The organism is Pedobacter sp., from assembly GCF_041662865.1.
Taxonomy (GTDB): Bacteria; Bacteroidota; Bacteroidia; order Sphingobacteriales; family Sphingobacteriaceae; genus Pedobacter.
Genome location: NZ_JBAZRL010000006.1, coordinates 1 through 24,655, shown reverse-complemented (window position 1 = coordinate 24,655; position 24,655 = coordinate 1). Strand labels below are relative to the sequence as shown.

General features: G+C 35.9%; 21 protein-coding genes, 2 tRNA genes and 1 riboswitch. Of the genes, 12 read left to right on the top strand and 11 right to left on the bottom strand.

The window, feature by feature from the left end; translation table 11 throughout:
* From WC622_RS03500 to WC622_RS03490, 3 genes are all read right to left on the bottom strand, one after another.
* Positions 1-1,251, bottom strand: coding sequence for a relaxase/mobilization nuclease domain-containing protein (locus tag WC622_RS03500; RefSeq protein ID WP_372817335.1), 1,251 nt, complete (start codon positions 1,249-1,251; stop codon positions 1-3).
* On the bottom strand, positions 1,236-1,643 hold the full coding sequence (gene mobC / locus WC622_RS03495; RefSeq protein WP_372817333.1) for a plasmid mobilization relaxosome protein MobC: 408 nt from the start codon (positions 1,641-1,643) through the stop codon (positions 1,236-1,238). Before mobC ends, WC622_RS03500 begins: the two co-directional genes overlap by 16 nt.
* Positions 1,644-2,114: 471 nt before the next feature.
* Positions 2,115-2,405: a helix-turn-helix domain-containing protein gene (locus tag WC622_RS03490; RefSeq protein WP_372817331.1), complete on the bottom strand. Its 291-nt coding sequence runs from the start codon at positions 2,403-2,405 to the stop codon at positions 2,115-2,117.
* Between the two features lie 124 nt (positions 2,406-2,529).
* On the opposite strand from WC622_RS03490, the gene WC622_RS03485 reads away from it, so the two are divergent.
* Genes WC622_RS03485 through WC622_RS03475 form a run of 3 tightly spaced genes read left to right on the top strand, consistent with a single transcriptional unit; the run spans position 2,530 to position 4,423 of the window.
* Positions 2,530-3,468, top strand: coding sequence for a hypothetical protein (locus WC622_RS03485; RefSeq protein ID WP_372817329.1), 939 nt, complete (start codon positions 2,530-2,532; stop codon positions 3,466-3,468).
* Positions 3,461-4,126 carry a hypothetical protein gene (locus WC622_RS03480; protein ID WP_372817327.1) on the top strand — a complete coding sequence of 222 codons (666 nt, stop codon included), beginning with the start codon at positions 3,461-3,463 and terminating at the stop codon, positions 4,124-4,126. The genes WC622_RS03485 and WC622_RS03480 overlap by 8 nt, the downstream gene beginning before the upstream one ends.
* Before the next feature lie 33 nt (positions 4,127-4,159).
* Positions 4,160-4,423, top strand: a complete 264-nt coding sequence (locus WC622_RS03475) for a hypothetical protein (protein WP_372817325.1) — start codon at positions 4,160-4,162, stop codon at positions 4,421-4,423.
* Between the two features lie 66 nt (positions 4,424-4,489).
* On the opposite strand, the gene WC622_RS03470 is transcribed toward WC622_RS03475, so the two are convergent.
* From WC622_RS03470 to WC622_RS03460, 3 genes are all read right to left on the bottom strand, one after another.
* Positions 4,490-5,707 carry a site-specific integrase gene (locus WC622_RS03470; protein WP_372817323.1) on the bottom strand — a complete coding sequence of 406 codons (1,218 nt, stop codon included), beginning with the start codon at positions 5,705-5,707 and terminating at the stop codon, positions 4,490-4,492.
* Between the two features lie 250 nt (positions 5,708-5,957).
* Positions 5,958-6,029 (bottom strand) — tRNA-Glu (locus WC622_RS03465).
* Positions 6,030-6,059: 30 nt separating this feature from the next.
* Positions 6,060-6,135 (bottom strand) — tRNA-Met (locus WC622_RS03460).
* A gap of 109 nt (positions 6,136-6,244) precedes the next feature.
* On the opposite strand from WC622_RS03460, the gene era reads away from it, so the two are divergent.
* The 3 genes from era (at position 6,245) to WC622_RS03445 (ending at position 9,420) form a co-directional block, all read left to right on the top strand.
* The gene (gene era / locus WC622_RS03455; RefSeq protein ID WP_372817321.1) at positions 6,245-7,135 is read left to right on the top strand and encodes a GTPase Era; all 891 of its coding nucleotides are present in this window, start codon (positions 6,245-6,247) and stop codon (positions 7,133-7,135) included.
* A 303-nt stretch (positions 7,136-7,438) separates the two neighbouring features.
* Positions 7,439-8,740, top strand: coding sequence for a ribosome biogenesis GTPase Der (gene der, locus WC622_RS03450; RefSeq protein WP_372817319.1), 1,302 nt, complete (start codon positions 7,439-7,441; stop codon positions 8,738-8,740).
* A 158-nt stretch (positions 8,741-8,898) separates the two neighbouring features.
* Positions 8,899-9,420 carry a GNAT family N-acetyltransferase gene (locus WC622_RS03445; RefSeq protein WP_372817317.1) on the top strand — a complete coding sequence of 174 codons (522 nt, stop codon included), beginning with the start codon at positions 8,899-8,901 and terminating at the stop codon, positions 9,418-9,420.
* Positions 9,421-9,605: 185 nt separating this feature from the next.
* Here WC622_RS03445 and WC622_RS03440 read toward each other — a convergent pair whose 3' ends face one another.
* The gene (locus WC622_RS03440) at positions 9,606-11,210 is read right to left on the bottom strand and encodes a S41 family peptidase (RefSeq protein ID WP_372817315.1); all 1,605 of its coding nucleotides are present in this window, start codon (positions 11,208-11,210) and stop codon (positions 9,606-9,608) included.
* Positions 11,211-11,492: 282 nt separating this feature from the next.
* Between WC622_RS03440 and murQ the strand changes: the two genes are divergently transcribed.
* From murQ to metF, 6 genes are all read left to right on the top strand, one after another.
* Positions 11,493-12,299, top strand: coding sequence for an N-acetylmuramic acid 6-phosphate etherase (gene murQ, locus WC622_RS03435; protein WP_372817313.1), 807 nt, complete (start codon positions 11,493-11,495; stop codon positions 12,297-12,299).
* Positions 12,300-12,418: 119 nt separating this feature from the next.
* A complete protein-coding gene (locus WC622_RS03430; protein ID WP_372817311.1) occupies positions 12,419-12,985 on the top strand; it encodes a hypothetical protein in 567 nt (188 codons plus the stop codon).
* 38 nt (positions 12,986-13,023) lie between these two features.
* A complete protein-coding gene (locus tag WC622_RS03425) occupies positions 13,024-13,779 on the top strand; it encodes a Bax inhibitor-1/YccA family protein (RefSeq protein ID WP_372817309.1) in 756 nt (251 codons plus the stop codon).
* Between the two features lie 115 nt (positions 13,780-13,894).
* Positions 13,895-13,998: riboswitch (SAM riboswitch) on the top strand.
* Positions 13,999-14,108: 110 nt separating this feature from the next.
* A complete protein-coding gene (gene metH / locus WC622_RS03420) occupies positions 14,109-17,810 on the top strand; it encodes a methionine synthase (protein ID WP_372817307.1) in 3,702 nt (1,233 codons plus the stop codon).
* Positions 17,811-17,872: 62 nt separating this feature from the next.
* Positions 17,873-18,274, top strand: coding sequence for a four helix bundle protein (locus tag WC622_RS03415; protein WP_372817305.1), 402 nt, complete (start codon positions 17,873-17,875; stop codon positions 18,272-18,274).
* A complete protein-coding gene (metF, locus tag WC622_RS03410) occupies positions 18,271-19,224 on the top strand; it encodes a methylenetetrahydrofolate reductase [NAD(P)H] (protein WP_372817303.1) in 954 nt (317 codons plus the stop codon). Before WC622_RS03415 ends, metF begins: the two co-directional genes overlap by 4 nt.
* Before the next feature lie 81 nt (positions 19,225-19,305).
* On the opposite strand, the gene thrC is transcribed toward metF, so the two are convergent.
* The 4 genes from thrC to thrA form a co-directional block, all read right to left on the bottom strand.
* Entirely contained in the window at positions 19,306-20,613 is a 1,308-nt protein-coding gene (thrC, locus tag WC622_RS03405) for a threonine synthase (protein ID WP_372817301.1), read from the bottom strand.
* An 86-nt stretch (positions 20,614-20,699) separates the two neighbouring features.
* Positions 20,700-21,629: a homoserine kinase gene (locus WC622_RS03400; protein ID WP_372817299.1), complete on the bottom strand. Its 930-nt coding sequence runs from the start codon at positions 21,627-21,629 to the stop codon at positions 20,700-20,702.
* Positions 21,630-21,631: 2 nt separating this feature from the next.
* Positions 21,632-22,105 (bottom strand): DinB family protein, encoded by a 474-nt coding sequence (locus WC622_RS03395; RefSeq protein WP_372817297.1) that lies wholly within the window; start codon positions 22,103-22,105, stop codon positions 21,632-21,634.
* 3 nt (positions 22,106-22,108) lie between these two features.
* A complete protein-coding gene (gene thrA / locus WC622_RS03390; protein WP_372817295.1) occupies positions 22,109-24,565 on the bottom strand; it encodes a bifunctional aspartate kinase/homoserine dehydrogenase I in 2,457 nt (818 codons plus the stop codon).
* Positions 24,566-24,655: the final 90 nt, after the last annotated feature.

The window sequence follows — 24,655 nt, the reverse complement described above, 5'->3', positions numbered from 1 at the left end:
TTATCGTTTAATACCTCTACGTTTTTTCTTTGTAGTTTTACTGATCGTTGGCGCAAAATCTGCATCCGTTCTTCCCAGCAGATCATTCAGATAGTTGGTTTTGCTTATTGGTTCCAAGTATGTTTTAGTTGGATTATCTGTTGATAGAAATATTCTTTCCTGGCTTGTTGGTTTGAGATAGGTTTTTAGCTCATCCTTATGTGATATAAATTCACTGATGGATTTGGCACTAAAGGATTTTCCGAGGGCACTTCCGTTAAATACGGATTTACTGATATGGTCGATAAAAGTCGCTCCAAAGATATAGCCTTGCTCATTTCTCCTTAAGACAAGATTTATACCCTGTTTATTTAGTTCAGAGGTTAATGTTCGTTCGGTAATGGCATTGAATCTACCCATCACTTTATTTATCCGACTGGTCAAATCTGATTTATAGGCTTTTCTTTTTTGTAGATTTTTTTCAAACTTATTTTCAAGGTTTTTCAGGGTAGGCTTGCTATAGAATGAACTTGCCTTTATGGGAACGCCCACCTTATTGCCATAGTTATCTAGGATGGCGAATTGCAAACCTTTCTTTTGGAACATTTCAGTTTCTTGGTTTCCCCTGTCGGCAACGACATTGAAGTGTTTTAGCAGGGCATTGAGTTCGGCAATTGAAGTGAATTTATACGTTTCCACAACTGCATTGATAACATTGCTGATTCCACGCTTCGTGGGAATATGTCCATAGTTTATGATTTTAGGGTCTATGGGTTTGATGGCTGAATTGGGTTTGAATTTTTTGCTTTCGGCAACGACTAGGTTAAAGTCTATTTCAATCTGCTTTCTAGCAGGCTCTGAGATTTTTCTGCCAATGTTATGTAGGTTAATCGGTTTGCCATTGCGCTGTATGCTTGTTGTTGCAATATGGATATGTTGGTGCGCTACATCGTTGTGCCTATAGACCAGAAACGGTTGTTCACCAAAGCCAATGAGTTCCATATATGAAATAGCTATCTGCTGCATTTTGGCATTGTCAATTTTCTCGCTCGCCTCAAAATTTAGCGAAATATGCAGGGCATTGGTTTTTACGCTTGGCTTTAGGTCGGTGAGGTGCTGAAACCTTTTGATTTTATGTTGAAGGTTTATCTTTTCAATATCACCTGCAAAACCACTAGCCAAAATCAGGTTCGCTTCTCCTTCAGAAACCTTATTTTCATTGTAATGGAGTATGCCCCTAATGCTTTTGCCAATCTTTATTTTTGCAACCATTTTTCTGCGAGTTGAGAAATAATAACCAATAATCTTTCAACCCTTGCATCAACATTTTTATAGAGGTCAGCGACCTTCATCACATAAAATGCCCGATGGGTTTCTGCTTTATCTTGGTTAAAGGTTCTTGTAATCTGGTTTATGTTGATGCCTATTGCCTTTAATTCTTTTCTGATCAGAGCCATTTCTTCCATAGGTGCATTCATAGAATTATCTTGATGGAAAATCTTGATTTTTCTATTGGAAAGGATTTTACGAACTACCTCGGCAACAGATAAACTGCCGCTTTCAATTCGCGTTTTTTCCAGCTTATTGAAAACAGTTTCTGTTACTCTAATAATCACATTATGGGTCAATAGCTGCTCTTGATTTTTCGCTTTCTTTCTAGACATATAAAGCACATTTTAGAAAGTTCAGACTTCACGAGTTCCGAGTGAAGTCCTGGCCGTAAGGACAGCAAAGATATTTTTGCATGCAAAAATACATCTTTGCTAAGTCCACTCGGACTACAACACTGACCTGCCGAAAGTGGAGCTAAACTTTGGGTTTTTGAATGAAAATTATCGGTTGGTTTTGGGGCTAGTTTTTAAGGATGGTAATCCGGCTGGCTTGGTAGGTATCGAACGACGGCTCATATAGGATATAGCCAGATAGCACCAAATCCTGCATACATTTATGGTATGTCGTTTTAGACTGTAACTTGGAAAACTGCATCAAGCTTTTTCTGCTTACCCTAAACTGTTCATGCGGATTTTCGTAAGGACTGTAATAAAAGATAGCCATAAAAAGGGCGAGGTGAGAGGGTAACAGTTGCTTGTCCTGCGCTGCCTTTATTAAAAAATCATCAATTGGGAATGCGGCTTTCATTGCAAAATTCCTTTCCTGTCTGATTTATTGTCCTCCATCACTTTAATGATATCCTCATATTTGTAGTAAAACATCTTGCCTACTTTGGTGTATCGAAGAACACCTGTAATTCGTAAGTTCTGTAAAGTTCCAGCAGATATTTTCAACAGCTTTCTAACCTCACCACTTTTAAGCCATTCGGTATACTTTTGTTCAGCTGTTGTTATGCCAAACTTTTCAAGAATTGAAAAAAGTTCTGTTTTAAACTCCTGAAAATCTTCTTTTGTGATTAAATCTAGTGCAGTCATAACTTCAAATTTTATGGAAGCAAAACTATTTAAGACGCAATATTTTAATCGGCCATAAGCACGGTAGGTACGTGATTTAATTATTGTGTAATTATCTAGCTATATTTACTTTAATCAGAAAAATATGAAAACAATTTTACAGGACAAGAAATCTAGGAAAACCTTTCTAATTGCTATAGGATTTATTCTACTTGCAATTCTGATAACCAGATTTTATATTTTACCAAACTATGAACCTATTGTTTTACCTAATGGGGTAATTCCAAAAGATCCGAAGTGGCTAACTATTTTATCTAGAATTCTTGACAGCGCTTTTGTCTCCCTTACGGTTACGGTATGCATTGGACTTTTTTTATTTTATATAGAATTGCCTGATGACGAAAAAAAATTTGAGGTAATAGAATCGTTCAAAATCAAAGAGCTATTTGATAAGGAAAGAACAGACACAGATTTATGGTACTTCACTGGTGGATTGGGTAGGTACACTCGAACTTCAACAATTCCAGAATTGGCAAAAATAGCCCAAAAAACCAATCAGCATAAAAGTATTAAGATTCAAATCATTGATCCGACAAATACCACGGCTTGCGAAAATTATGCGAATTTTCGCAAAGGGCTCAATTCTGCATCTAAAGATAATACAGCATGGAACAAAGATTTTGTCCGAAATGAATGTTTAGCTACCATACTTTCGGCTATGATTTATAAGTGCAAATATCCCTTGCTGGATTTAACCATTTGTTTAAAAAATAATTTTTCGACTCTTAGAATAGATGTGAGCTCAAAAACAGCAATAATAACAAAAGAAGACCCTAAAGAGCCGGCTCTGGTTTGTAGACAAGGCTCATTTTTATACAGGACTTATAAAGAAGAAATCCTACAAACATTTAAAGAATATAAACCAGTAAATACATCTATCAATTTTGCTTATCAATTGGATACGCTTTCTGCAGATGATGTTAAAAATATGATATCCCAATTAAATTTAAACAGCAGTTTAGTTGATAATGATTATTTAGATATAGTTAAAATTATAAAATCAAAAGAAAAGCCTTATGCATAATTTTGATTTTATTAAGCTCAGACAAGCATTTATTATTGAAGATCTTTTTTTACTAGATATACATACAGATGAATTATTACAATTTTTGTTATCAAGCTCATATTTGAAAAGTAATTTATATTATCATCCATTAGGTTTTGTGTATTCAAAGCTCCATGAATTCGAAAATAACGAGTCGATAAGAATTCATATTTGGGATAATGAGTACTATAATCAAACTCCCACAATGGATATTCATAATCATTATTACATCGTCAATAGTTTTTTGTTTGAAGGTTGTATTAAAAATAATGTTTATGGCATTGATGAGAAAAACGGTACAGAGTATGCAATTTATGAAGGAGGGTACAATAAAGACGAAGATCGTGTTTTAAGAAAAAGCGAAAAGACAATACATTTAACGCTAAAAGGCACTGATATCCACTGCAAAAAAGAGCTATATCAAATCCCTTATGATACTGTGCATGCTGGACATCCCATAGACAATAAACTTGTATGCACTATTGTTTACACCGAAAAACCAGGGATTCCGCAACCTTTGGTAGTTGGACCTTTGATGGGAGAAATCGAATATTACTTCCCTACTAAGTTAGTCGAGGATGAGACTGTTGAAAAAATTCTTAGTAAAATTACACTTTCGAGAACTAGAAACATATAATGTATTTTAAAAATCAAAACCACTAACAATTTTATGAAAAGATTTTGGGAAGTTATTTATGATGGGAAGGCTAAGACTATGGAAATAATAGGCACATCAACAGATGATACATTATTGACAAATAACGTTGCGGAAATGCAGTTGGCTGGCTTTGATGTTCGTTGCAACACCGCCGATGCTGATGTAGATAAATCACAAATTAAGTTGCCATATTATACTTCGGAAGAAAATCTATACCAAAGACTATTAAATGAATATCAGCTAAAAACTGGAAAACAACTGAAACGGTGGCAGTAGATTTTCAACTCCCTATGAATATTTTTATCCTGTCTATTAAATAAACAGGATAAAGATTCTTAACAATTACACTCGGAGTTTTTTATCAAGAGCCATCATATCCTTGCCAACTTTAGCATCCAAAACTTTCGCATAATGCTGTGTTGTTTTCAAATCTTTATGCCCTAGCATTTTGGATACCGTTTCTATTGGCACATTATTGCTAAGCGTAACCGTGGTAGCAAATGTGTGTCTTGCAATATGAAAGGTTAATGTTTTTGTAATTCCGCAACTATCAGCAATTTCTTTTAAATAACTGTTCATTTTTTGATTGCTTAAAACAGGCAGTACCAGACCTTTCATTTTACAATCAGGATGGTCATTGTATTTATCCATTAGTTTTTTGGGAATGGCCAATAGTGGAACATTTGAAGCTATTTCATTTTTTTCACGATTGGTGAAAATCCAAAGCTTGCCATCGTTACCTTTTTTAATTTCGGAGCGATTTAATTTCTTCACATCAGCATAAGAAAGACCAGTATAACAACTGAATAAAAAGATGTCCTTCACCTGTTCCAATCTTTTAATATTGAAGTCCTTTTTTGAAATTCCGTCTAGCTCTGTTTTTGACAAAAATTCCTTATCCTTTGCCTTGGCTCTATTTTTATAAAAAACAAAGGGGTTGTATTCAATCCATCGGTGGGCAAGGCACAGATTTACGATTTTTCTAAAGTGTTTCATGTATTTTGCTACAGAAACATCGCTTATGTCCTTTTCAGTACGAAGGTAAAACTCATAACCAATAATAAAAGCATGGTCAATTTTTCGAATGTCAATATCCTTGCTATTATAATCTTTTAATAAGTACGCTGTTAAATGTATTACGGAAGATTTATAGCCTTTTAAGGTATTTGCTTTAAAGCCCTTTCCTATGGAAACTTCCATTTTTTTATTATGGTCTGCAAAGATTTCCATCAGAAATTTCTGCCTTTCTTCTTTCCCAAGGTATTTATTCATTATGGTCTCCGCAGAAATTTCAAGTCCCACTTTTTTAAAATTGGTATGGATTTGCTCAATTTGTCTATCAATAGCATCGAGATAGCTATTGAGTGTTCGGGCAGATTCGGAAGTTCCCTTTGCACGGTTTACGCTCGAAATCCAATCATTAGGCTCGCACATCCTACCAACGGAAGCCTCTTTTGTGATACTGTTATTGACAGTAATGCGCATGTAGATGGCTTTCGCACCACCTTTGTAATACTTTGGTTTCTTCAAGAAAAAATGAAGAGAATAATTTTGGCTCATAAACTGGCTCATTAAAAAGTTAAACAAAACTAGCAATGCGGTCAATCGTAATCAAGATGTCCAAATATTGGACTTGCTGTAAATCAGTATTTTAGCCCCTTTTCAGTGAGTACCTATTTTGGTTAGAGGTACTCACTGAAATACTCACTGATTTTATAGGAATTCATGTACTTTTTAAAGTGTTTGTAAAACAAAAAAGGCCGTAAATCTAAGATTTACAGCCTTTTAAACGTTTTGTTGATAATACTAGTAGCCCGTAGGGGAATCGAACCCCTGTTTCCAGAATGAAAATCTGGCGTCCTCACCCCTAGACGAACGGGCCATTAAACAAGAAGTGTCATTTCAACTTCTTTGGTAGCGGGGACCAGACTCGAACTGATGACCTTCGGGTTATGAGCCCGACGAGCTACCAACTGCTCCACCCCGCACGCTATACAATTTGAGGTTTCTGTTAAATCCTTAACTCTTCCTCCGAATTGGAATGCAAAGATATAATTCGTTTCTTTGCATTACAAATTTATTTTAAAAAATATTTTTATGTCGCATAAAGCAGGTTTTGTAAGCATCATCGGTAAGCCCAATGTGGGTAAATCCACCCTCATGAATGCCCTAGTGGGTGAAAAACTTTCTATCATTACGCCTAAAGCACAAACCACACGTCATCGCATTTTGGGAATTGTGAACGAAGATGAGTTTCAAATTGTATTTTCTGACACACCTGGCATCATAAAACCGCTTTACGGACTACAAGATTCGATGATGAGTGCAGTGAACGGAGCGCTTAGTGACGCTGATTTAATTCTCTTCGTTACCGACATTCATGAGAAGCATGATGAAAATGATGTATTAGAAAAAATCACTAATACGACCATCCCTATGGTTGTACTTTTAAACAAAATAGATAACGCTACGCAAGAGCAAGTAGATGAGAAGTTTGCATATTGGCAAGAGAAATTAAACCCTAAACATATCTTCGCTATTTCTGCTTTGCATCACTATAATTTAGAAGGTATTTTGCCAATGATTTTGGATCATATTCCAGAACATCCAGCGTATTACGACAAAGAAGAGCTAACAGACCGTAGCCAACGTTTCTTAGTTTCTGAAATTATCCGTGAAAAAATCTTCTTTAACTACAAAAAGGAAATTCCTTATAGTACAGAAGTAATTGTAACCGCCTTTAAAGAAGAACAAAGCAAAAGCGGGCCTATGGTTCGCATTACTGCAGAAATTATAGTTGAACGTGATTCGCAAAAAAACATATTAATTGGTACAGGGGGCGCAATGCTTAAAAAAGTTGGTATGGAAGCCCGAAAAGACATTGAAAAGTTTTTAGATAGCAAAGTATTTTTAGAAACATTTGTTAAAGTTTTACCAGATTGGAGAAGCAAAAAGAATTATTTAAAAAGCTTTGGATACGATAGCTAGAAATAGGTTATGGGTTGCGGGTTAAAGGTTGCAGGTTTGGGCGCATAGCCTAACTTTCTATAAAAAAACCAAGGTTACGAGTTGTGCGTTAAAGATTATGGGTTTAGGCGCATAGTTTAGCTCCTTATACAAAACATAAAACCAATTATGATTTTATGTTCCAATTATTTACCTTACCTTTGCACTCCCTTTCAAAAAGGTTAATAGTTGATAGTCAAAATGTTTAGGAAATGTTTAAGCTCTCAATTATGGGTTTAATTAACATTACAACGTTTCAGCTTTTAAACGTTTCAACAAAAAAATATGAGTAACATTATCGCAATTGTCGGAAGACCAAACGTAGGCAAATCTACCCTTTTTAACCGCTTAACAGAAAGTCGCAAAGCTATTGTAGATGATTTTAGCGGTGTAACTCGTGATAGACATTACGGTAAAGCCGAATGGACAAACAGAGAATTTACAGTTATTGACACTGGTGGTTACGTTGCAAATTCTGAAGATGTTTTTGAAGCTGCTATTCGCGAACAGGTAGTTATCGCAATTGAAGAAGCTACTGTATTGGTATTCATGGTTGATGTAACTACAGGAATTACTGATTTAGATGATGAGATTGCGCAATTGCTTCGCCGCAGCAAAAAGCCTGTATTTGTAGTTGTAAACAAGGTTGATAATCATCAACTAGAAAATGATGCAACTGTATTTTATGGTTTTGGCTTAGGCGAAATTTATACGATTTCTTCGATGACAGGTTCTGGAACTGGAGAATTGTTAGATCAAGTAATTACTCACTTTGAAGATGTTGTTGAAGAAGAAAATGCATTACCTAAAATCACCATTGTTGGTCGCCCGAACGTTGGTAAATCTTCTTTAATTAATGCGTTAATTGGTAAAGATCGCAACATCGTAACCCCAATTGCGGGTACTACTCGTGATTCAATTCATATCCACTATAATCAGTTTGGTCATGAATTTATGTTTATTGATACCGCTGGTTTGCGTAAAAAAACCAAGGTAAAAGAGAACATCGAATTTTATTCAGTAATGCGTACTATTAAGGCTTTAGAAGAAGCGGATGTAGTGATGTTGATGATTGACGCAGAAGATGGTTTAGAGTCTCAGGATGTAAACATTTTCCACTTAGCTGAAAAAAACAAAAAAGGTATTGTGATTTTAGTTAACAAATGGGATTTGATTGAGAAAAACAATAAAACCATTAAAGAATTCGAAGATCAAATTCGCACGAAATTACAACCATTTACCGATGTGCCGATTGTGTTTATTTCAGTATTAAACAAACAACGTATTTTCAAAACAATTGAAACAGCATTAGAAGTTCATAAAAACCGTAGCAAGAAAATTCCTACATCTAAATTGAACGATGTGATGTTACCAATTATCGAAAACTATCCACCTCCAGCATTAAAAGGAAAATACATTAAGGTAAAATATGTTACGCAAATTAATGCTACTTCGCCAATGTTTGCCTTTTTCTGTAATCTACCGCAATACATTAAAGAACCGTATAAGCGTTTTATAGAGAATAAATTGCGTGAACATTTCGATTTTTCTGGTGTACCGATACAAATCTATTTTAGACAGAAGTAAGAAGAGTCAGAAAAATTTGGATACTAACTTTGTAAAATAATACCCCATTCATTACTAGTTCAGCACTGCAATCGCTTTATTTCCAAGATGGTGAATCGGATTGCGCTCACTCCTATAAGGTTTAATTAACTAAATTTGCATTCATAGTTAACTATACCATGCAAGAATCCATATACGTTATACATAGCACATCAGCTGATATCCCTACCATTTTCGAGTTTTACGATATGGCTATTGCGCATCAAAAGAAGGTTTTTCATCACCATTGGCAAGGCTTTAGCTTGGCTTTGGTTACACAAGAAATCGAAGAAAACAGACAATACAAAATTCTTGTTGATGGACAAATTGCTTGCATTTTTGCAGTCACTTTTAGCGACCCTCAAATTTGGGAAGAACGAAATAATGACTCTGCTATTTACATTCATCGCATCGTTACACATCCAGATTTTAGAGGGTATGGTTTTGTAAATGTGATTATTGATTGGGCTAAAGCATATGCAAAAAACAACGCTATTCACTTCATCCGAATGGATACCTGGGCAGATAATGAAAAACTACTAACCTATTATACAGGTTGCGGTTTTAATCATGTAGGTATGATTAAAATTGCGCCAAACAGCGGTTTACCTAAACATTATGAAGGAATAAGTTTAAATCTTTTTGAAATAGAAGTTAACTAGTCGGGAAGACAGAAAAGCTCTAGCTTGTTAACCCTAATATGTCTACTACGGTCCTTCCGTGAAAACGGGAATCGTAATGCAATACAAATCACTAAAAAGCCTTTTAAATTATTACGATTGCCAGTCGAGCTGGCAATGACGAATGGCCTATCCGGCTTTCGGACTAAAAACTTCTCGGACTCCTTTTATTGCAAACTAGCTAAAGCTTGTTTAACCACGTTATCGGTTAAGTTGTGTGCTTTATAATAACCTACATCTCCTAAGTGATATTTACACAACATTACTTTCAAGTCGTTGTAAATTATAGATTTTGATGCCATTAGTTGCTTCGCATTAATAGCAACATTTTTAGATTGAATGTATTTCAATAAATCTTTATAATCTGTATCGTTAATGTTAAAGGTATTTAACGTTTGGGATAAATAATTGGGTGTATATCGATCAGCTAATACATCAAATACAAAATCAATTAATATCTTTTTATTAATCAGCGTAGCATACAATTTAGTGTAACCAGAAGTATCTAGTTTAACATAAACATCTGGCTGAATACCACCGCCGCCAAAGACTTTTTTTCCACTTTGTGTTACAAATGCATCAGTTTTCTGCAAACTATCTTTAGTTTTTACATTTTTAGCTGTCAATTCGCCATCATTTAAACGGTCTTCCAATTCATGTTGATAAGCTGCGTATCCTTTTTTATAGGATTTCTGTATGCTTCGACCAAGTGGCGTATAATATCTTGCTATGGTTAAGTTTAAGGCAGAACCATCTTCAAATGCAAACTGCTCTTGCACCAATCCTTTGCCAAAAGAACGTCTACCTACAATAATACCTCTATCTAAATCTTGTATCGCTCCTGCAAAAATCTCACTAGCTGAGGCAGAATTCTCATTAATTAATACCGCTAATTTCCCTTGTTCAAATTCTCCGCCACCCGTAGCAAAGTAATCTGTACGTGGTTCGTGTTTACCTTGCGTATACACGATCAATTTATTCTCTGGCAAAAACTGATTAGCTAAGCCTGTCGCAGCATTCAAATAGCCTCCACCATTATCCCGGAGATCAAGCACTAGTTTTTTCATCCCTTTGGTTTTAAGGGATTTTACAGCATTTACAAAATCGTCGTCGGTATTTGCACCAAATTTACTGATGCGAATGTAAGCCGTTTCTGTATTCAGCATATAGGCGGCATCAATGCTGCTCACCTCTACTCTACCTCTTTTTATAGTTAAAACAGCTGGTGAAAGCGCTCCATAATGGAGTAAAGTAAGTTGTACTGGCGTACCTTTTCTACCTCTAATTTTCCCAATCATTTCAGAGCGTGGCAATCCTCTCCCGCTTACATTGGTGCTATCTACTTTTAATATTTTATCGCCCTGCTTAACACCTGCTAAAAATGCTGGACCATCTTTAAGCACATTAGTGACTAATAATGTATCGTTAAGGATATAATATTCTACACCTATCCCTTCAAAATTACCTTCTAAAGTTTCTGCTAATTCAAATGCTTTCGTCGCAGGCAAATACATGCTGTGCGGATCCAATTGATGTAATAAACTATCTATTGGCAAATGATGAAGGCTGTCGGCATTCACATCATCTACGTAGTTTTTATTAATGATATGGATAATATCTTCTACTTTTTGATTGTTATCAACGTAGCGAGTACTTTTTTCGATTTTAAATTCTTGATCTTTTAAAAATTTAAAGCCCAAATACATCCCACCTATTAAAGTTATGGAATAGGTTAAGGCAAGAAGAAGGTTAAATCTCGTACTTTTTTTCATTGGAAGGGACTTTACAAAGTTATGAAACCCCCTTGATTTTACCAAGCTCATAACTCTATGAATATCAAAAACATGGGTACCTCATCAGAAATAAAAAAACAAATTACAAACAGATGAGAATTAGCCTGTTATTAAATAACAAAGGTTAAAACATTTAGTTTTTTGATTTTTTTAAAGTAAATATTTGCAAGGGAGTAATCTTCTCTCTAAAATTGCAGGGTTTTACACATAATATTTCCTGTTAATTGATAAATTAACGAACTTTAACATTTAATGAAATCCATGAATAGAATAACCGAGCAAGAATCTAAATACCACGACATTGATAAAATGTCTGTTTTGGAAATTTTGACAGGCATCAATAACGAAGACAAGACTGTACCATTAGCTGTTGAACATGCTTTGCCACAAATCGAAAAATTAGCGTCGGCTGTTGCCGAAAGAATGACTAAAGGGGGAAGATTATTTTACATTGGTGCGGGCACAAGTGGCCGTTTAGGTGTAGTTGATGCTTCTGAATGCCCTCCAACTTTTGGTGTTTCTTTCGATACAGTAGTTGGCATTATTGCCGGCGGCGATACAGCGATACGAAAAGCAGTTGAATTTGCAGAAGATAATACAACACAAGCTTGGGAAGATTTACAGGAATACCAGATTAATGAAAAAGACTGTTTAGTTGGTTTAGCTGCCTCTGGAACTACGCCCTATGTTATTGGAGGTTTAAATACTGCTCGTAAACATGGTATTTTAACTGGATGTATTGTTTGTAATGAGGGTGGTCCAATTGTTGCTGAATCTGATTTTCCAGTAGAAGTAGTTGTAGGTCCTGAATTTTTAACTGGTTCAACGCGAATGAAATCTGGAACTGCTCAGAAATTAGTTTTAAATATGTTGAGCACTACCGTAATGATTAGAATGGGGCGTGTGAAAGGGAATAAAATGGTAGATATGCAGTTAACTAATCATAAGCTAGTAGATCGCGGTACGCAAATGGTAATGGATGAACTACACATTGACCACGACCAAGCTGCAGATTTACTAAACAAATATGGAAGTGTGCGCAAGGCTGTTGAAGCTTCTAAGGGGTAGTTTTTTGGTTGGTTCGTTGTAGTTGGTTAGACCAGTAAAGCGGGAAATTAAACAACAAAAAATCTAAATCTCCGCCAAACCAAACATCCAAAAAACAAATAAACCAAACAACTAGCTAGATGCACGAAATTGAACCTTTTTATCTTTGGAGAGACGACTATATCGCTGCAGAAGATGAGCGTTCACCGTTTTTTAACACCGAATATTCAGAATTTTACTACGATAAACAACTCTATAATTTTTTAATTCATCCCCAATGGGACACTTTTGGCTCTAACACGCTTTATATTAAAGTATTGTTTGTGGATTACGATAAACAATATGCAATTATAGAACTGATGGGCGAATGGAATGATGCCATTAATAACGACATCATGATGTTAAAAAGGGAAATTTTGGAGCTGATGGTAGATGAAGGGGTTAATAAATTTATCCTTATAGGAGAAAATGTATTGAATTTTCATGCTTCGGATGATAGCTATTATGAAGAATGGTTTCAAGACGTGGAAGATGGTTGGATTGCGGGCGTGAATTTTAACGAACACGTAATTCGTGAGTTTCGCGATAATAGCATCGATTATTACATCAATTTTGGTGGTGAGCTGGATGATTTACATTGGCGAAAACTTAAACCACGACAGTTCTTTAAAAAAGTTGAAGAACTCTTGACAAAAAGATTAAATTAAACGCTTATTTTTAACCTAGAATTATTTATCAATTAAAAATGGAAGAACAAAATTATCAATATCAAAACGATAGCGTTTTCGTACAAGAAGGCTCTATTTCTAAAAAATTCTTTGCTAATGTTTTCTTGTGGATGTTTGTGGCGCTTAGTCTTTCTACTGTAGCAGCTTATTTATTTGGTGCGAATGAAGGATTAATGGCTTATTTAGTAAATATTGATCCAGTTACTGGAAAAGCAGGAATGTCTATACTAGGTTATATTGCTATGTTTTCACCATTAGCCTTGGTTTTGACCATGAGCTTTGGTTTAAGCAAATTATCTTATCCAGCATTACTGGGCATATTCATCTTATATTCTGTTTTAACAGGTGTAAGTTTAAGTTTTATTCTATTGGCCTATACCACTGGTTCAATCGTAGCTTGTTTTGCTTCAGCAGCAGGCATATTTGGAATCATGGCATTTTTAGGATATACCACTGATGTAGATTTAAGTAAGTTTGGCCCAATTTTAATGATTGGTTTAGTTGGCCTTATCATCGCAAGTGTAGTTAACATCTTTTTACAGAGCGACACTATGGGTTATATCATGTCATTTATTGGTGTAGCTATTTTTACAGCTCTAACTGCATATGACGTGCAAAAAATCAAACGTATTGGAGAAGGTATTGAAGCTAACGGCGATCAAGTTTTACAAGTTGAAGCAAAGAAAACAGCAATTGTTGCTGCGCTATCTTTATACTTAGATTTCTTAAACATCTTTTTATACTTACTTCGCATTTTCGGAAGCAGAAAGTAATTTAAAAAACAGAACAATATTTCAAAAGCCCTGCAGATTTGTAGGGCTTTTGTTATTTAATTCGGTAAACACTGCAATTATTTGGAATTGATAATGCTTTGTTGCATTTTTGTATTGCTTATTAAGAAAGACGGAGGGACTAGACCCAACGAAGTCTTAGCAACCTGTGCCAACAAGGTGCTAATTTCTAATCTCAGCAGTGGCGAGAGAAGATAAGTTTAAAGAGAATAATCTATTCTGACTTCTGAATAAGCCTTTTTTGGAGATGATGTTTAATGTAAGACGTATCATATATCTTTCCATTTTCCATCCCACTTTTTACATTGCAAATGAATATTAGAGAAGAATTAGAGAAACGTATTTTAATTATAGATGGTGCAATGGGCACCATGATTCAACGCTATATTTTAACTGAGGAAGATTTCAGGGGAGAGCGTTTTAAGAATCATCCATGCGATGTAAAAGGCAATAACGATTTGCTCAATATCACACGTCCTGACATTATTAAGGAAATTCACTTAGAATATTTAAAAGCTGGCGCTGATATTATAGAAACCAACACTTTTAGTACGCAACGCATTTCCATGGCCGATTACCAAATGGAAGATCTGTCGTACGAGTTAAGTTTTGAAGGAGCTAAAGTTGCCAAAGAAGCAGTAACAGAATTTATGGCTGCAAATCCCGATAGGAAATGCTTTGTAGCTGGAGCAGTTGGCCCAACCAACCGCACACTTTCTATGTCGCCAGATGTAAATGACCCTGGCTTTAGAGCTATTTATTTTGATGAATTAGAAGCTGCTTATTACGAGCAAGTTCGAGGTTTAGTAGACGGTGGTTCTGATGTATTACTAATAGAAACCATTTTTGATACCTTAAATTGTAAAGCAGCAATTGTTGCGATAAAAAAATATGAAGAAGTAGTTGACAGAAAGCTAGAAATCATGATTTCTGGAACCATTACCGATGCTTCTGGAAGAACGTTATCTGGCCAAACAGCAGAAGCGTTTTTAAACTCTGTGATACATGCCAATCCGTTAAGTATTGGTTTTAATTGTGCATTGGGAGCAAAAGAAATGCGCCCACACATTGAAGAATTATCGGAAAAAGCAGGTTGCTATATTTCTGCTTATCCAAATGCCGGTTTACCGAATGAGTTTGGCGCTTACGATGAATTACCTCATGAAACTGCACATCTGGTGGATGATTTTATCGCCTCTGGCTTTGTAAATATTGTAGGTGGTTGTTGTGGTACTACGCCAGAACACATCGGTTGTATTGCCGAAAAAGCAAGGAAAGCAAGTCCAAGAAAAATTCCAACAATTGAGCCTTATCTGCGCTTAAGCGGATTAGAGCCCGTAACCATTACTCCCGAAAGTATATTTGTAAACATTGGTGAAAGAACCAATATCACGGGATCTCCAAAATTTTCTAAATTGATTTTAGGTGGCGATTATGAAGCTGCTCTTGCTGTTGCATTACAACAAGTAGAAGGTGGTGCGCAAATCATCGATGTGAACATGGATGAGGGTATGATTGATTCGGAGGCGGCAATGACCAAATTTCTGAATTTAATTGCATCAGAACCTGATATTGCAAAATTACCTATCATGGTCGATTCATCTAAATGGTCGGTCATAGAAAATGGCTTAAAATGTTTGCAGGGCAAAGGAATTGTGAACTCTATATCCTTAAAAGAAGGGGAAGAAAAGTTTAGAGAAAGCGCCCGTAAAATTATGCAATATGGTGCTGCGGTGGTGGTTATGGCTTTTGACGAGAAAGGACAAGCTGATAACTTTGAGCGTAGAACTGAAATCTGTAAAAGGAGTTATGATATTTTGGTGAATGAACTTGGTTTCCCTCCTCAAGATATCATTTTTGACCCTAATATTTTAACCGTAGCAACGGGATTAGAAGAACACAACAATTATGCTGTCGATTTTATTAATGCCACGCGGTGGATTAAGCAAAACCTTCCTTATGCCAAAGTAAGTGGTGGTGTTTCTAATATTTCATTCTCATTTAGAGGAAATAATACAGTTCGTGAAGCCATGCACTCTGCATTTTTATACCACGCTATTCAGGCTGGTTTAGATATGGGAATTGTGAATGCCGGTATGTTGGAGGTTTATCAAGAAATTCCACCAGAATTATTAGAACGTGTGGAAGATGTTTTGTTGAACCGTAGAGATGATGCGACCGAACGTTTGGTAGAATATGCCGACACCATCAAAAGTAAAGGAAAAGAAATAGTTCGCGACGAAGAATGGCGTAAAGGAACAGTTGAAGAAAGATTATCGCACTCTTTGGTAAAAGGAATTGTAGAATATTTAGATGATGATGTTGAAGAAGCTCGACAAAAGTATCCTCGACCAATTCAGGTAATTGAAGGTCCGTTAATGGATGGGATGAATATTGTTGGTGATTTATTTGGTGCTGGAAAAATGTTCTTGCCACAGGTTGTAAAATCGGCAAGGGTTATGAAAAAAGCTGTGGCCTATCTCCTACCATTTATTGAACAAGAGAAATTAGATAATCCAGATCAAGATCAAAATTCCTCTGCTGGAAGAGTTTTAATGGCTACTGTAAAAGGCGATGTACACGATATCGGAAAAAATATTGTAGGTGTAGTTTTAGCCTGTAATAATTTTGAAATCGTGGATATGGGTGTAATGGTTCCTGCTCAAGACATCATTAAAAAAGCGAAAGAAATTAATGCAGATATTATTGGATTAAGTGGTTTAATCACACCATCATTAGATGAAATGGTTCACTTTGCCAAAGAAATGGAACGTGAAGGTTTTACCATTCCTTTAATTATCGGTGGTGCTACTACTTCTAGAATTCACGCGGCGGTAAAAGTTGCCCCTAATTATTCTGGACCAGCAATTCACGTTTTAGATGCGTCGCGAAGTGTTACCGTTTGTAGCACATTGATGAATCCAGAAACAAAAGACGAATATGTTGCTGGCATTAGAGCAGAATATGATAAAGCTCGTGAAGCACATTTAAACAAACGTTCTGATAAAAGATTTAAAACTATTGAAGAGGCAAGGGCTAATAAATTTAAATTAGACCTCAAAAAGGTTGCTCCTGCCCCAAGCTTTACCGGAACTAAGGTATTGGATGATTATCCCTTAGCAGAGCTTGTTCCCTATATTGATTGGACGCCATTTTTCCATACTTGGGAACTTCGCGGTAGCTATCCGAAAATTTTCGATGACAAATTTGTTGGCGTTGAGGCAAAAAAATTGTTTGATGATGCCCAAGTACTCTTAACTAAAATTGTGAATGAGAAGCTGCTAACTGCCAAAGCAGTATTTGGTTTTTGGCCTGCTCATGCCATTGGCGATGATATAGAGCTGGCTGTAAAAAGCAGTAGCCTTAAAACAGATGAAAAGCTGAAGAACGGCACAGCTGAAAAAGTAAGAATTCATACTTTACGTCAACAAGCTGAAAAAGTAGATGGACAGCCTTATTATGCTTTATCAGATTTCACTGCCGACAAAGAAAGTGGCGTACAGGATTATTTCGGTGGCTTTGCCGTTACAACAGGTATTGGTTGCGATGAATTGGTAGCTGAATTCGAGAAGAACTATGATGATTACAATAGCATAATGGTAAAAGCACTTGCTGATAGATTAGCAGAGGCTTTTGCAGAAAAACTGCATGAATTGGTACGCAAGGATTATTGGGGTTATGCAAAAGAAGAAGCATTTACCAATGAACAGTTAATCAAGGAACAATATGAAGGTATTCGTCCTGCGCCAGGATATCCAGCTTGTCCAGAGCACACCGAAAAAGGAACCTTATTTGCTCTACTAGATGCAGAAGAAAAGATTGGTTTAAAGATTACAGAAAGTTATGCCATGTACCCAACTGCAGCTGTTAGCGGATTTTATTTCTCCCATCCCGATGCTCGCTATTTTGGTTTAGGAAAAATTACAAAAGACCAAGTAGAAGATTACTCCAATAGAAAAGCAATGGATTTAGAAGAAACTGAGAGATGGCTTAGCCCGAACCTTGCATACTAGTTCGATGGATGTTTCGTTATTTCGTTTTTTAGGGTGGGTTGATTTTAATAGTTTATTAAGAAATGGCATATAATAAGTATACAGAGCTAGAGGTGTGGAAAAAGGCAAGAGCATTTGCATCTCATATTTATTTGCTTACATCCAAATTTCCGAAAGAAGAAATTTATGGATTAACATCACAAATAAGGAGATGCGCAATTTCTGTTCCTTCGAATATTGCAGAAGGGAGTGGTAGACAACATGCTAAAGAAACTATCCAGTTTTTAACTATTGCCCGAGGATCTCTTTACGAACTTGAAACCCAGCTTTATATATCAAAAGACATTTCAATCATTTCTAATGAGCAATTGGATAGTTGCATTACAGAAATTGAAACTTTAGGAAAACTAATAAATGGCTATATAAGATATATTAGCTCAACTATCCAAAAAACCAACCACCAACAAACTAATCAACCAGCATGAAAATTACAGACCATATAAAAAACGCAAAGGGTAAAACCTTATTCTCATTTGAACTTTTGCCACCAGTTAAGGGTAAAAGTATTCAGGCCATTTATAATGCTATTGATCCATTAATGGAGTTTAATCCACCTTTTATTGATGTGACTTATCATCGTGAGGATTATATTTATAAGCAACATGAAACTGGTTTATTAGAGAAAATATCGTACAGAAAAAGACCAGGTACAGTTGCTATTTGTGCAGCAATTATTAATAAATATAAAGTTGATGCTGTTCCACATTTAATTTGCGGTGGTTTTACTAAAGAAGAAACAGAAAATGCACTAATCGATTTGCAGTTTTTAGGAATTGATAACGTGTTAGTTTTACGTGGAGATGCTCGTCATGCAGATTCAAGTTTTATCCCAACTCCTGGTGGTCATGCTTATGCAACAGATCTTTTGGAGCAAGTAATGAACATGAATAATGGCCGTTATTTACATGAAGATCATGATGCTTTTAAGACAGATTTTTGTATCGGTGTTGCCGGATATCCTGAGAAGCATTTTGAAGCACCAAACCTTAAAACCGATTTCAAGTATTTGAAAAAGAAAGTAGATATGGGAGCTGAGTTTATTGTAACTCAAATGTTTTTCGATAACAGTAAATATGTTGAGTTCGTAAAGAAATGTAGAGAAAATGGAATTAATGTGCCCATTATTCCAGGCTTAAAACCAATCACTTCTTCTAAACAACTCATCAGTTTACCAAAAGTATTTCATATTGATTTACCTGAAGATTTAAGTGAAGCAATTCATACCTGCAAAAGCGAAGCTGAGGTTAAAGAAGTAGGTATTGAATTTATGATTTCCCAATGCAAAGAATTGGTAAAAATTGGAGCTCCAGTATTACATTTTTATACGATGAGTAATCCTGAACCAACTAAAAGGATTGCACAAGCAGTATTTTAGTTAATTTTGTCATTCAGAGTGCAACTAAGAATCTAATTCCATAAATAGATTCCTCTCAGGCTCGGAATGACAAATTCTTCTTTATTGTCTCAACAAATACCCCTTAAATTCTTCAAAATCCTTACCTAATTCATCGTATAATTCTGGATTGTTTTTAAGCGATTTCACTTGCTCTGGCAATTCAATTTTCGCTAACATTTCTGCTGAAAAAACCTCTGGAAACTTACATGCATGAGCAGTGGACAAAAATACTTTTGCACTTTCATCTGTAGGATTTTCTTTAACATAAGCTTTAGTAGCTAAATAAGCAATTGCTGTATGAGGACAAGCTACATAATCAAATTTCTCATAGATTTCTTTTATTCCTGCTAAGGTTTCCTCATCCGTAAAACGATACGCTTTTACCAATTCCTGAATCGCTTTTCTATCTTCTTTAAATAAATCCATAATGCGAACCCAATTGCTTGGCGCACCAACATCCATCGCATTAGCATAGGTTTGTACTGATGGTTTGGTTTCGTATACTCCTGTTTCTAAAAATCGTGGAACGGTATCATTTGCATTGGTTGCCGCAATAAATTGTTGAACAGGCAAGCCCATTTTATACGCTAATAATCCTGCGCCAATGTTCCCAAAATTTCCGCTAGGAACTGAAAATACAATAGTTGCAAAACCTTGTCTTTTTAGTTGCGCATATGCATTGAAATAATAAAAAGTTTGTGGAATTAATCTGGCAATATTGATCGAGTTAGCAGAAGTTAATCTGAATTTAGCGTTCAACTCTTCATCAGCAAATGCTTGTTTCACCAATACCTGACAATCATCAAAAGTTCCATCAACTGCAATTGCTCTAATATTTTTACCATTAGTAGTTAACTGTAAACGCTGTACTTCGCTCACTTTTCCTTTCGGGAATAAAATAGTAACTCTAGTATTAGGCACACCTAAAAAGCCTAAAGCAACGGCTCCTCCAGTATCACCAGAAGTAGCCACCAAAACGTCTAATAATCTCTCTCCATCTTTTAAAAAATAAGCCATCACTCTACTCATAAATCGAGCACCAAAATCTTTAAAGGCTAAAGACGGACCATGAAATAGTTCGAGTACAAAAGTATTACCATTCAGTTTTACAACTGGCGCATCAAAGTTTGCTGCATCTTCTAATAAGGCTTTTAAATCAGCTGATGGAATTTCATCCTTTAACAAAGTGGATGCAATTTGATAGGCAATCTCTGGTAAGGAATATTGTTCGATGTTAGCAATAAACTCTTTCTCTAATTGAGGAATTTCCACTGGCATGTACAATCCCTTGTCCTGTGGCATACTATTAAAAACTGCTTCTTGAAAGGAAACACGTAGATCTTTGTTGTTGGTACTGTATAATTTCATTTAATTATGAGTTGCGAGTTACGAGTTGCGAGTTATGGGTCGTATAGCTTAAGCATTTAGCCATGTAACCCGCAACCCGTAACTATTTACAATACTCTTGGCCCTTCGGCATTTACCGAAGACACGTAAGCATTGCTATTGATATTTAATTTTGTTAAATGTTTTTGTTGAGCATTGGTTATTTTTCGAACGGTTTCTTCATCTTTAGCCAAAGCAAAAACAGATGGACCAGAACCTGAAATCCCAAAACCTACTGCCCCATTTTCCATGGCTAATTCTCTTAAGGTTTCAAACCCAGGGATTAGAATAGAACGTGTTGGTTCTACCAAAACATCTTTCATGCTTCGGCCTACCAAGTCGATATCGTTTAAAAATAATCCACTTACCAAACCGGCCACGTTTCCCCATTGGGTAACTGCATCCTTTAATAAAACTTTAGCACGTATCATTTGTCGGGCATCTTTTGTAGGGACTTCTACTTCTGGATAAACAATAGCAGCAAACAAGTTTTTAGGCGTTGGTAAAGCGATTAAATCTAGAGGCTCATAACTGCGAACCAAAACAAATCCACCCATTAAAGCTGGCGCTACATTATCTGCATGACCATAACCACAAGCTAATTCTTCACCTTTCATTGCAAATGGAACAAGTTCTTTTGCGGTTAGTAAATTGCCCATTAGCTGATTAATTGCATATAAGCCCGCAACTGTACTCGCTGAACTAGAACCTAATCCGCTGCCAATTGGCATCTTTTTATGTAATTCGATTTCTACACCTACATCTTCCCTATTTAAATGTTTTAGATAATGTTGCACACTTGCACTCACTGTGTTTTTTGCAGAATCTAAGGGTAAACGACCATCATCTCCAGTAATTTTTAATAAACGAACACCTGGCTCATTTACTAAACGCATGACAACTTCATCTCCAGGTTCGTTTACGGCGAAACCTAAAACATCAAATCCACAAACTACATTGGCAACGGTAGCGGGGGCAAATACTTTTATTTCTTTCATTTTTATTTGTGAGCGTTAAAATTCAGATCGTTTAGTTGTTTTAAATGGTAGCTTAAATGCACAATATAATCTTCAATAAAATAAACTAAGCTATGCACTTCTGCTTTCCCAACGCCAGTATCACAAGTATTATCTAGCTTACTTTGAGGAATATTTGCAATCACATTTGCGACTTGATGGTTTAATAGTTTCCATAAGGTTTTTATATCCTCAACATCCATTTGCTGATAGTTTTGATAATCTACCCATTTATCTTGGTCGTAAATAGTCTTAATTCCTTGTTCGTATTGCGCAACTATCAATCTCCTTAAGTTATTGGAAGCGCTATCAATTAAATGTCCTAGCAATTCTTTTTTCGACCATTTATTTACGTGTGGTTTAGCCTTCCAATCTTCATCGCTAATCGTTTCAAAATCAAGCAAAGCCTGATCAACTATCGACAAGATTTCATCTTTTGCTTTTTCTACTAAACTCATATTCTATGCGTTTAAAGCACCAACATTTATAATATCAGCAAAAACTCCAGCAGCAGTTACTTCAGCACCAGCACCTGGGCCTTTAACCACCAATGGACGTTCTTTATATCTATCCGTAGTGAAAGAAATGATATTATCGCTACCAGAAAGCATATAAAATGGATGGTTCTCATCTACCATTTGTAAAGTGATGGATGCTTTACCATCTTCCAATTTGCCAATGTACCTTAATACTTTTTTACTCGCTTCCGCTTCATCCTTTAACTTGGCAAAATATGCAGCGTTCAGTTCTAATTGCTTATAAAACTCTTCAACCGTTGGGGCTTGTAAACAAGCATCTGGCAACATATTCTGAATACTCACATCCGATTCTTCGAAAGCATAACCTGCATCACGGGCCAGTATTAACATTTTACGCATAAAATCTTTACCGTTCAAGTCGTCACGAGGATCTGGCTCAGTATACCCTTTTTCTTGTGCTTCTTTTACAATTTCATGGAAAGCTGCGTCGCCTTTAAAGTGATTGAATATATAAGAGATTGTTCCTGAAAGTATTGCTTCAATTCGAGCAATTTTATCACCGCTCATCATCAAATCTTTTAAGGTTCTAATAATTGGCAAACCTGCACCCACATTGGTTTCGTAATAAAAATCTACACCGAATTTGCGAGCTGTATTTTTAAATGCTTCGTACTGTGCAAAACTAGCCGAGTTACCAATTTTATTACACGTAACCACAGAAATACTTGCTTCAAAAACTCCTTGATAAAAAGGTACAGGTTGGGGACTAGCAGTATTATCTACAAACACACAGTTTGGTAAATTCATTGCTTTCATTTGCGCTACAAAATCCTCTAAGTTTGCAGCTTCACCTTTTGCATCTAAAGTTTCTTCCCAATTCTCTAAAGCTATGCCATCGGGCGATAAAAGCATTTTACGAGTATTGCTGACTCCCATTACCTTTACCTGTAAATCGTTATTTTTAGCTAAGAAAGGCATTTGAACTTGCAATTGTTTGAATAACGTTTTACCGATATTTCCCGTTCCCAAACAGAAGATATGTAGTGTTTTATTCAGCGAAGTATAAAAAGCATCATGTACTGCATTTACCGCTTTAGATAAATCCGCTTTCGCGATAATTACCGAGATATTGTATTCTGATGATCCTTGCGCTATCGCATGAACATTTACTCCATTTCTACCTAACGAATGAAACAACTTGCCTGAAATACCAGGAGTGCGTTTCATATTTTCACCAACGATTGCCAAAACTGCCAAGCCGTTTTCTACCTCTGGGGTTTGCAATTTATTAGCTTGTAGTTCTAAATCAAATTCTTTTGAGATTAGATTAACAGCCTTAATGGCATCGGTTGGTTTTACCGCAAAGGTAATGCTATGCTCAGAAGATGATTGTGTGATTAGAACAACGTTGATTTGCTCACGAGATAATAACGAAAACAATCTTCCACTAAACCCTGCTTTACCCACCATTCCACTACCTGCCAAATTAATGATACTAATATCATCAATTGAAGAAATTCCTTTAATTGGCAATGCGGATGGTTTTGCTCCATGACGAATATAAGTCCCTTCAAAATCAGCATCGAACGTATTCTTAATTACGATTGGGATTTTCTTTAAAAATGCCGGGGTCATCGTTGGTGGATAAATTACCTTCGCACCGAAATATGATAATTCCATTGCTTCGATATAGCTTAATTCTGGTAATGAAAATGCTTTTTTCACTATTCGTGGATCAGCAGTCATCATCCCGTTTACATCTGTCCAAATTTGGATTTCACTTGCATTTAATGCTGAACCTAAAATTGCTGCGGTATAATCGCTACCACCTCTACCCAATGTAGTCACACGATTAGCATCATTACTCGCAATAAAACCGGTAACAAAAAGTAGTTTACCAACGTAGGTTTGGTAGAAATCTTTAACCAAAAAATCGGTTAATTGTGTGTCTACTTTGGCCTGTCCAAAATTGCCATCCGTTTTAATAAACTGAGTTGCATCTGCAAAAACTGCTTCAGGAAATTTTTGCTTTGCAATATGGCAAATCATAAAAGTTGAGCAACGTTCGCCATAACTTAACACTAAATCTTTCGCTTGTAAACTTATCTCTTGCAGATTATAAATGGCTTGCAACAATTCCTCTAATTCGTTAAAATACAATTTCAACTTTGTTAAAACTGGGTTTTGAGCTGCAGCAGGCAACAATGCTCTAATCACATCAAAATGCCTCTGTTCTAGTGCTTTTAGCTCTTCGCTATAATCTTGACCTAAGGCAGCTTTTTCTGCCATTGCTGTAAGTAAATTTGTTACACCACTCATTGCCGACAAAACCACTATTGGTTTTTCTTGCTGCTGATTTTCTTTTGCTAAAATGTTCAGCAAAGCACTGATGCTTTCTACTGAACCTACTGAAGTACCGCCAAATTTTAAAATATTCATAATAATGGGTTAAAAAAAAAGCGCTCCCGATATTCTCGGGAGCGCTTTATATGTTGTGTTTCAATTATACCACTAGCGTTTCCCCATCAG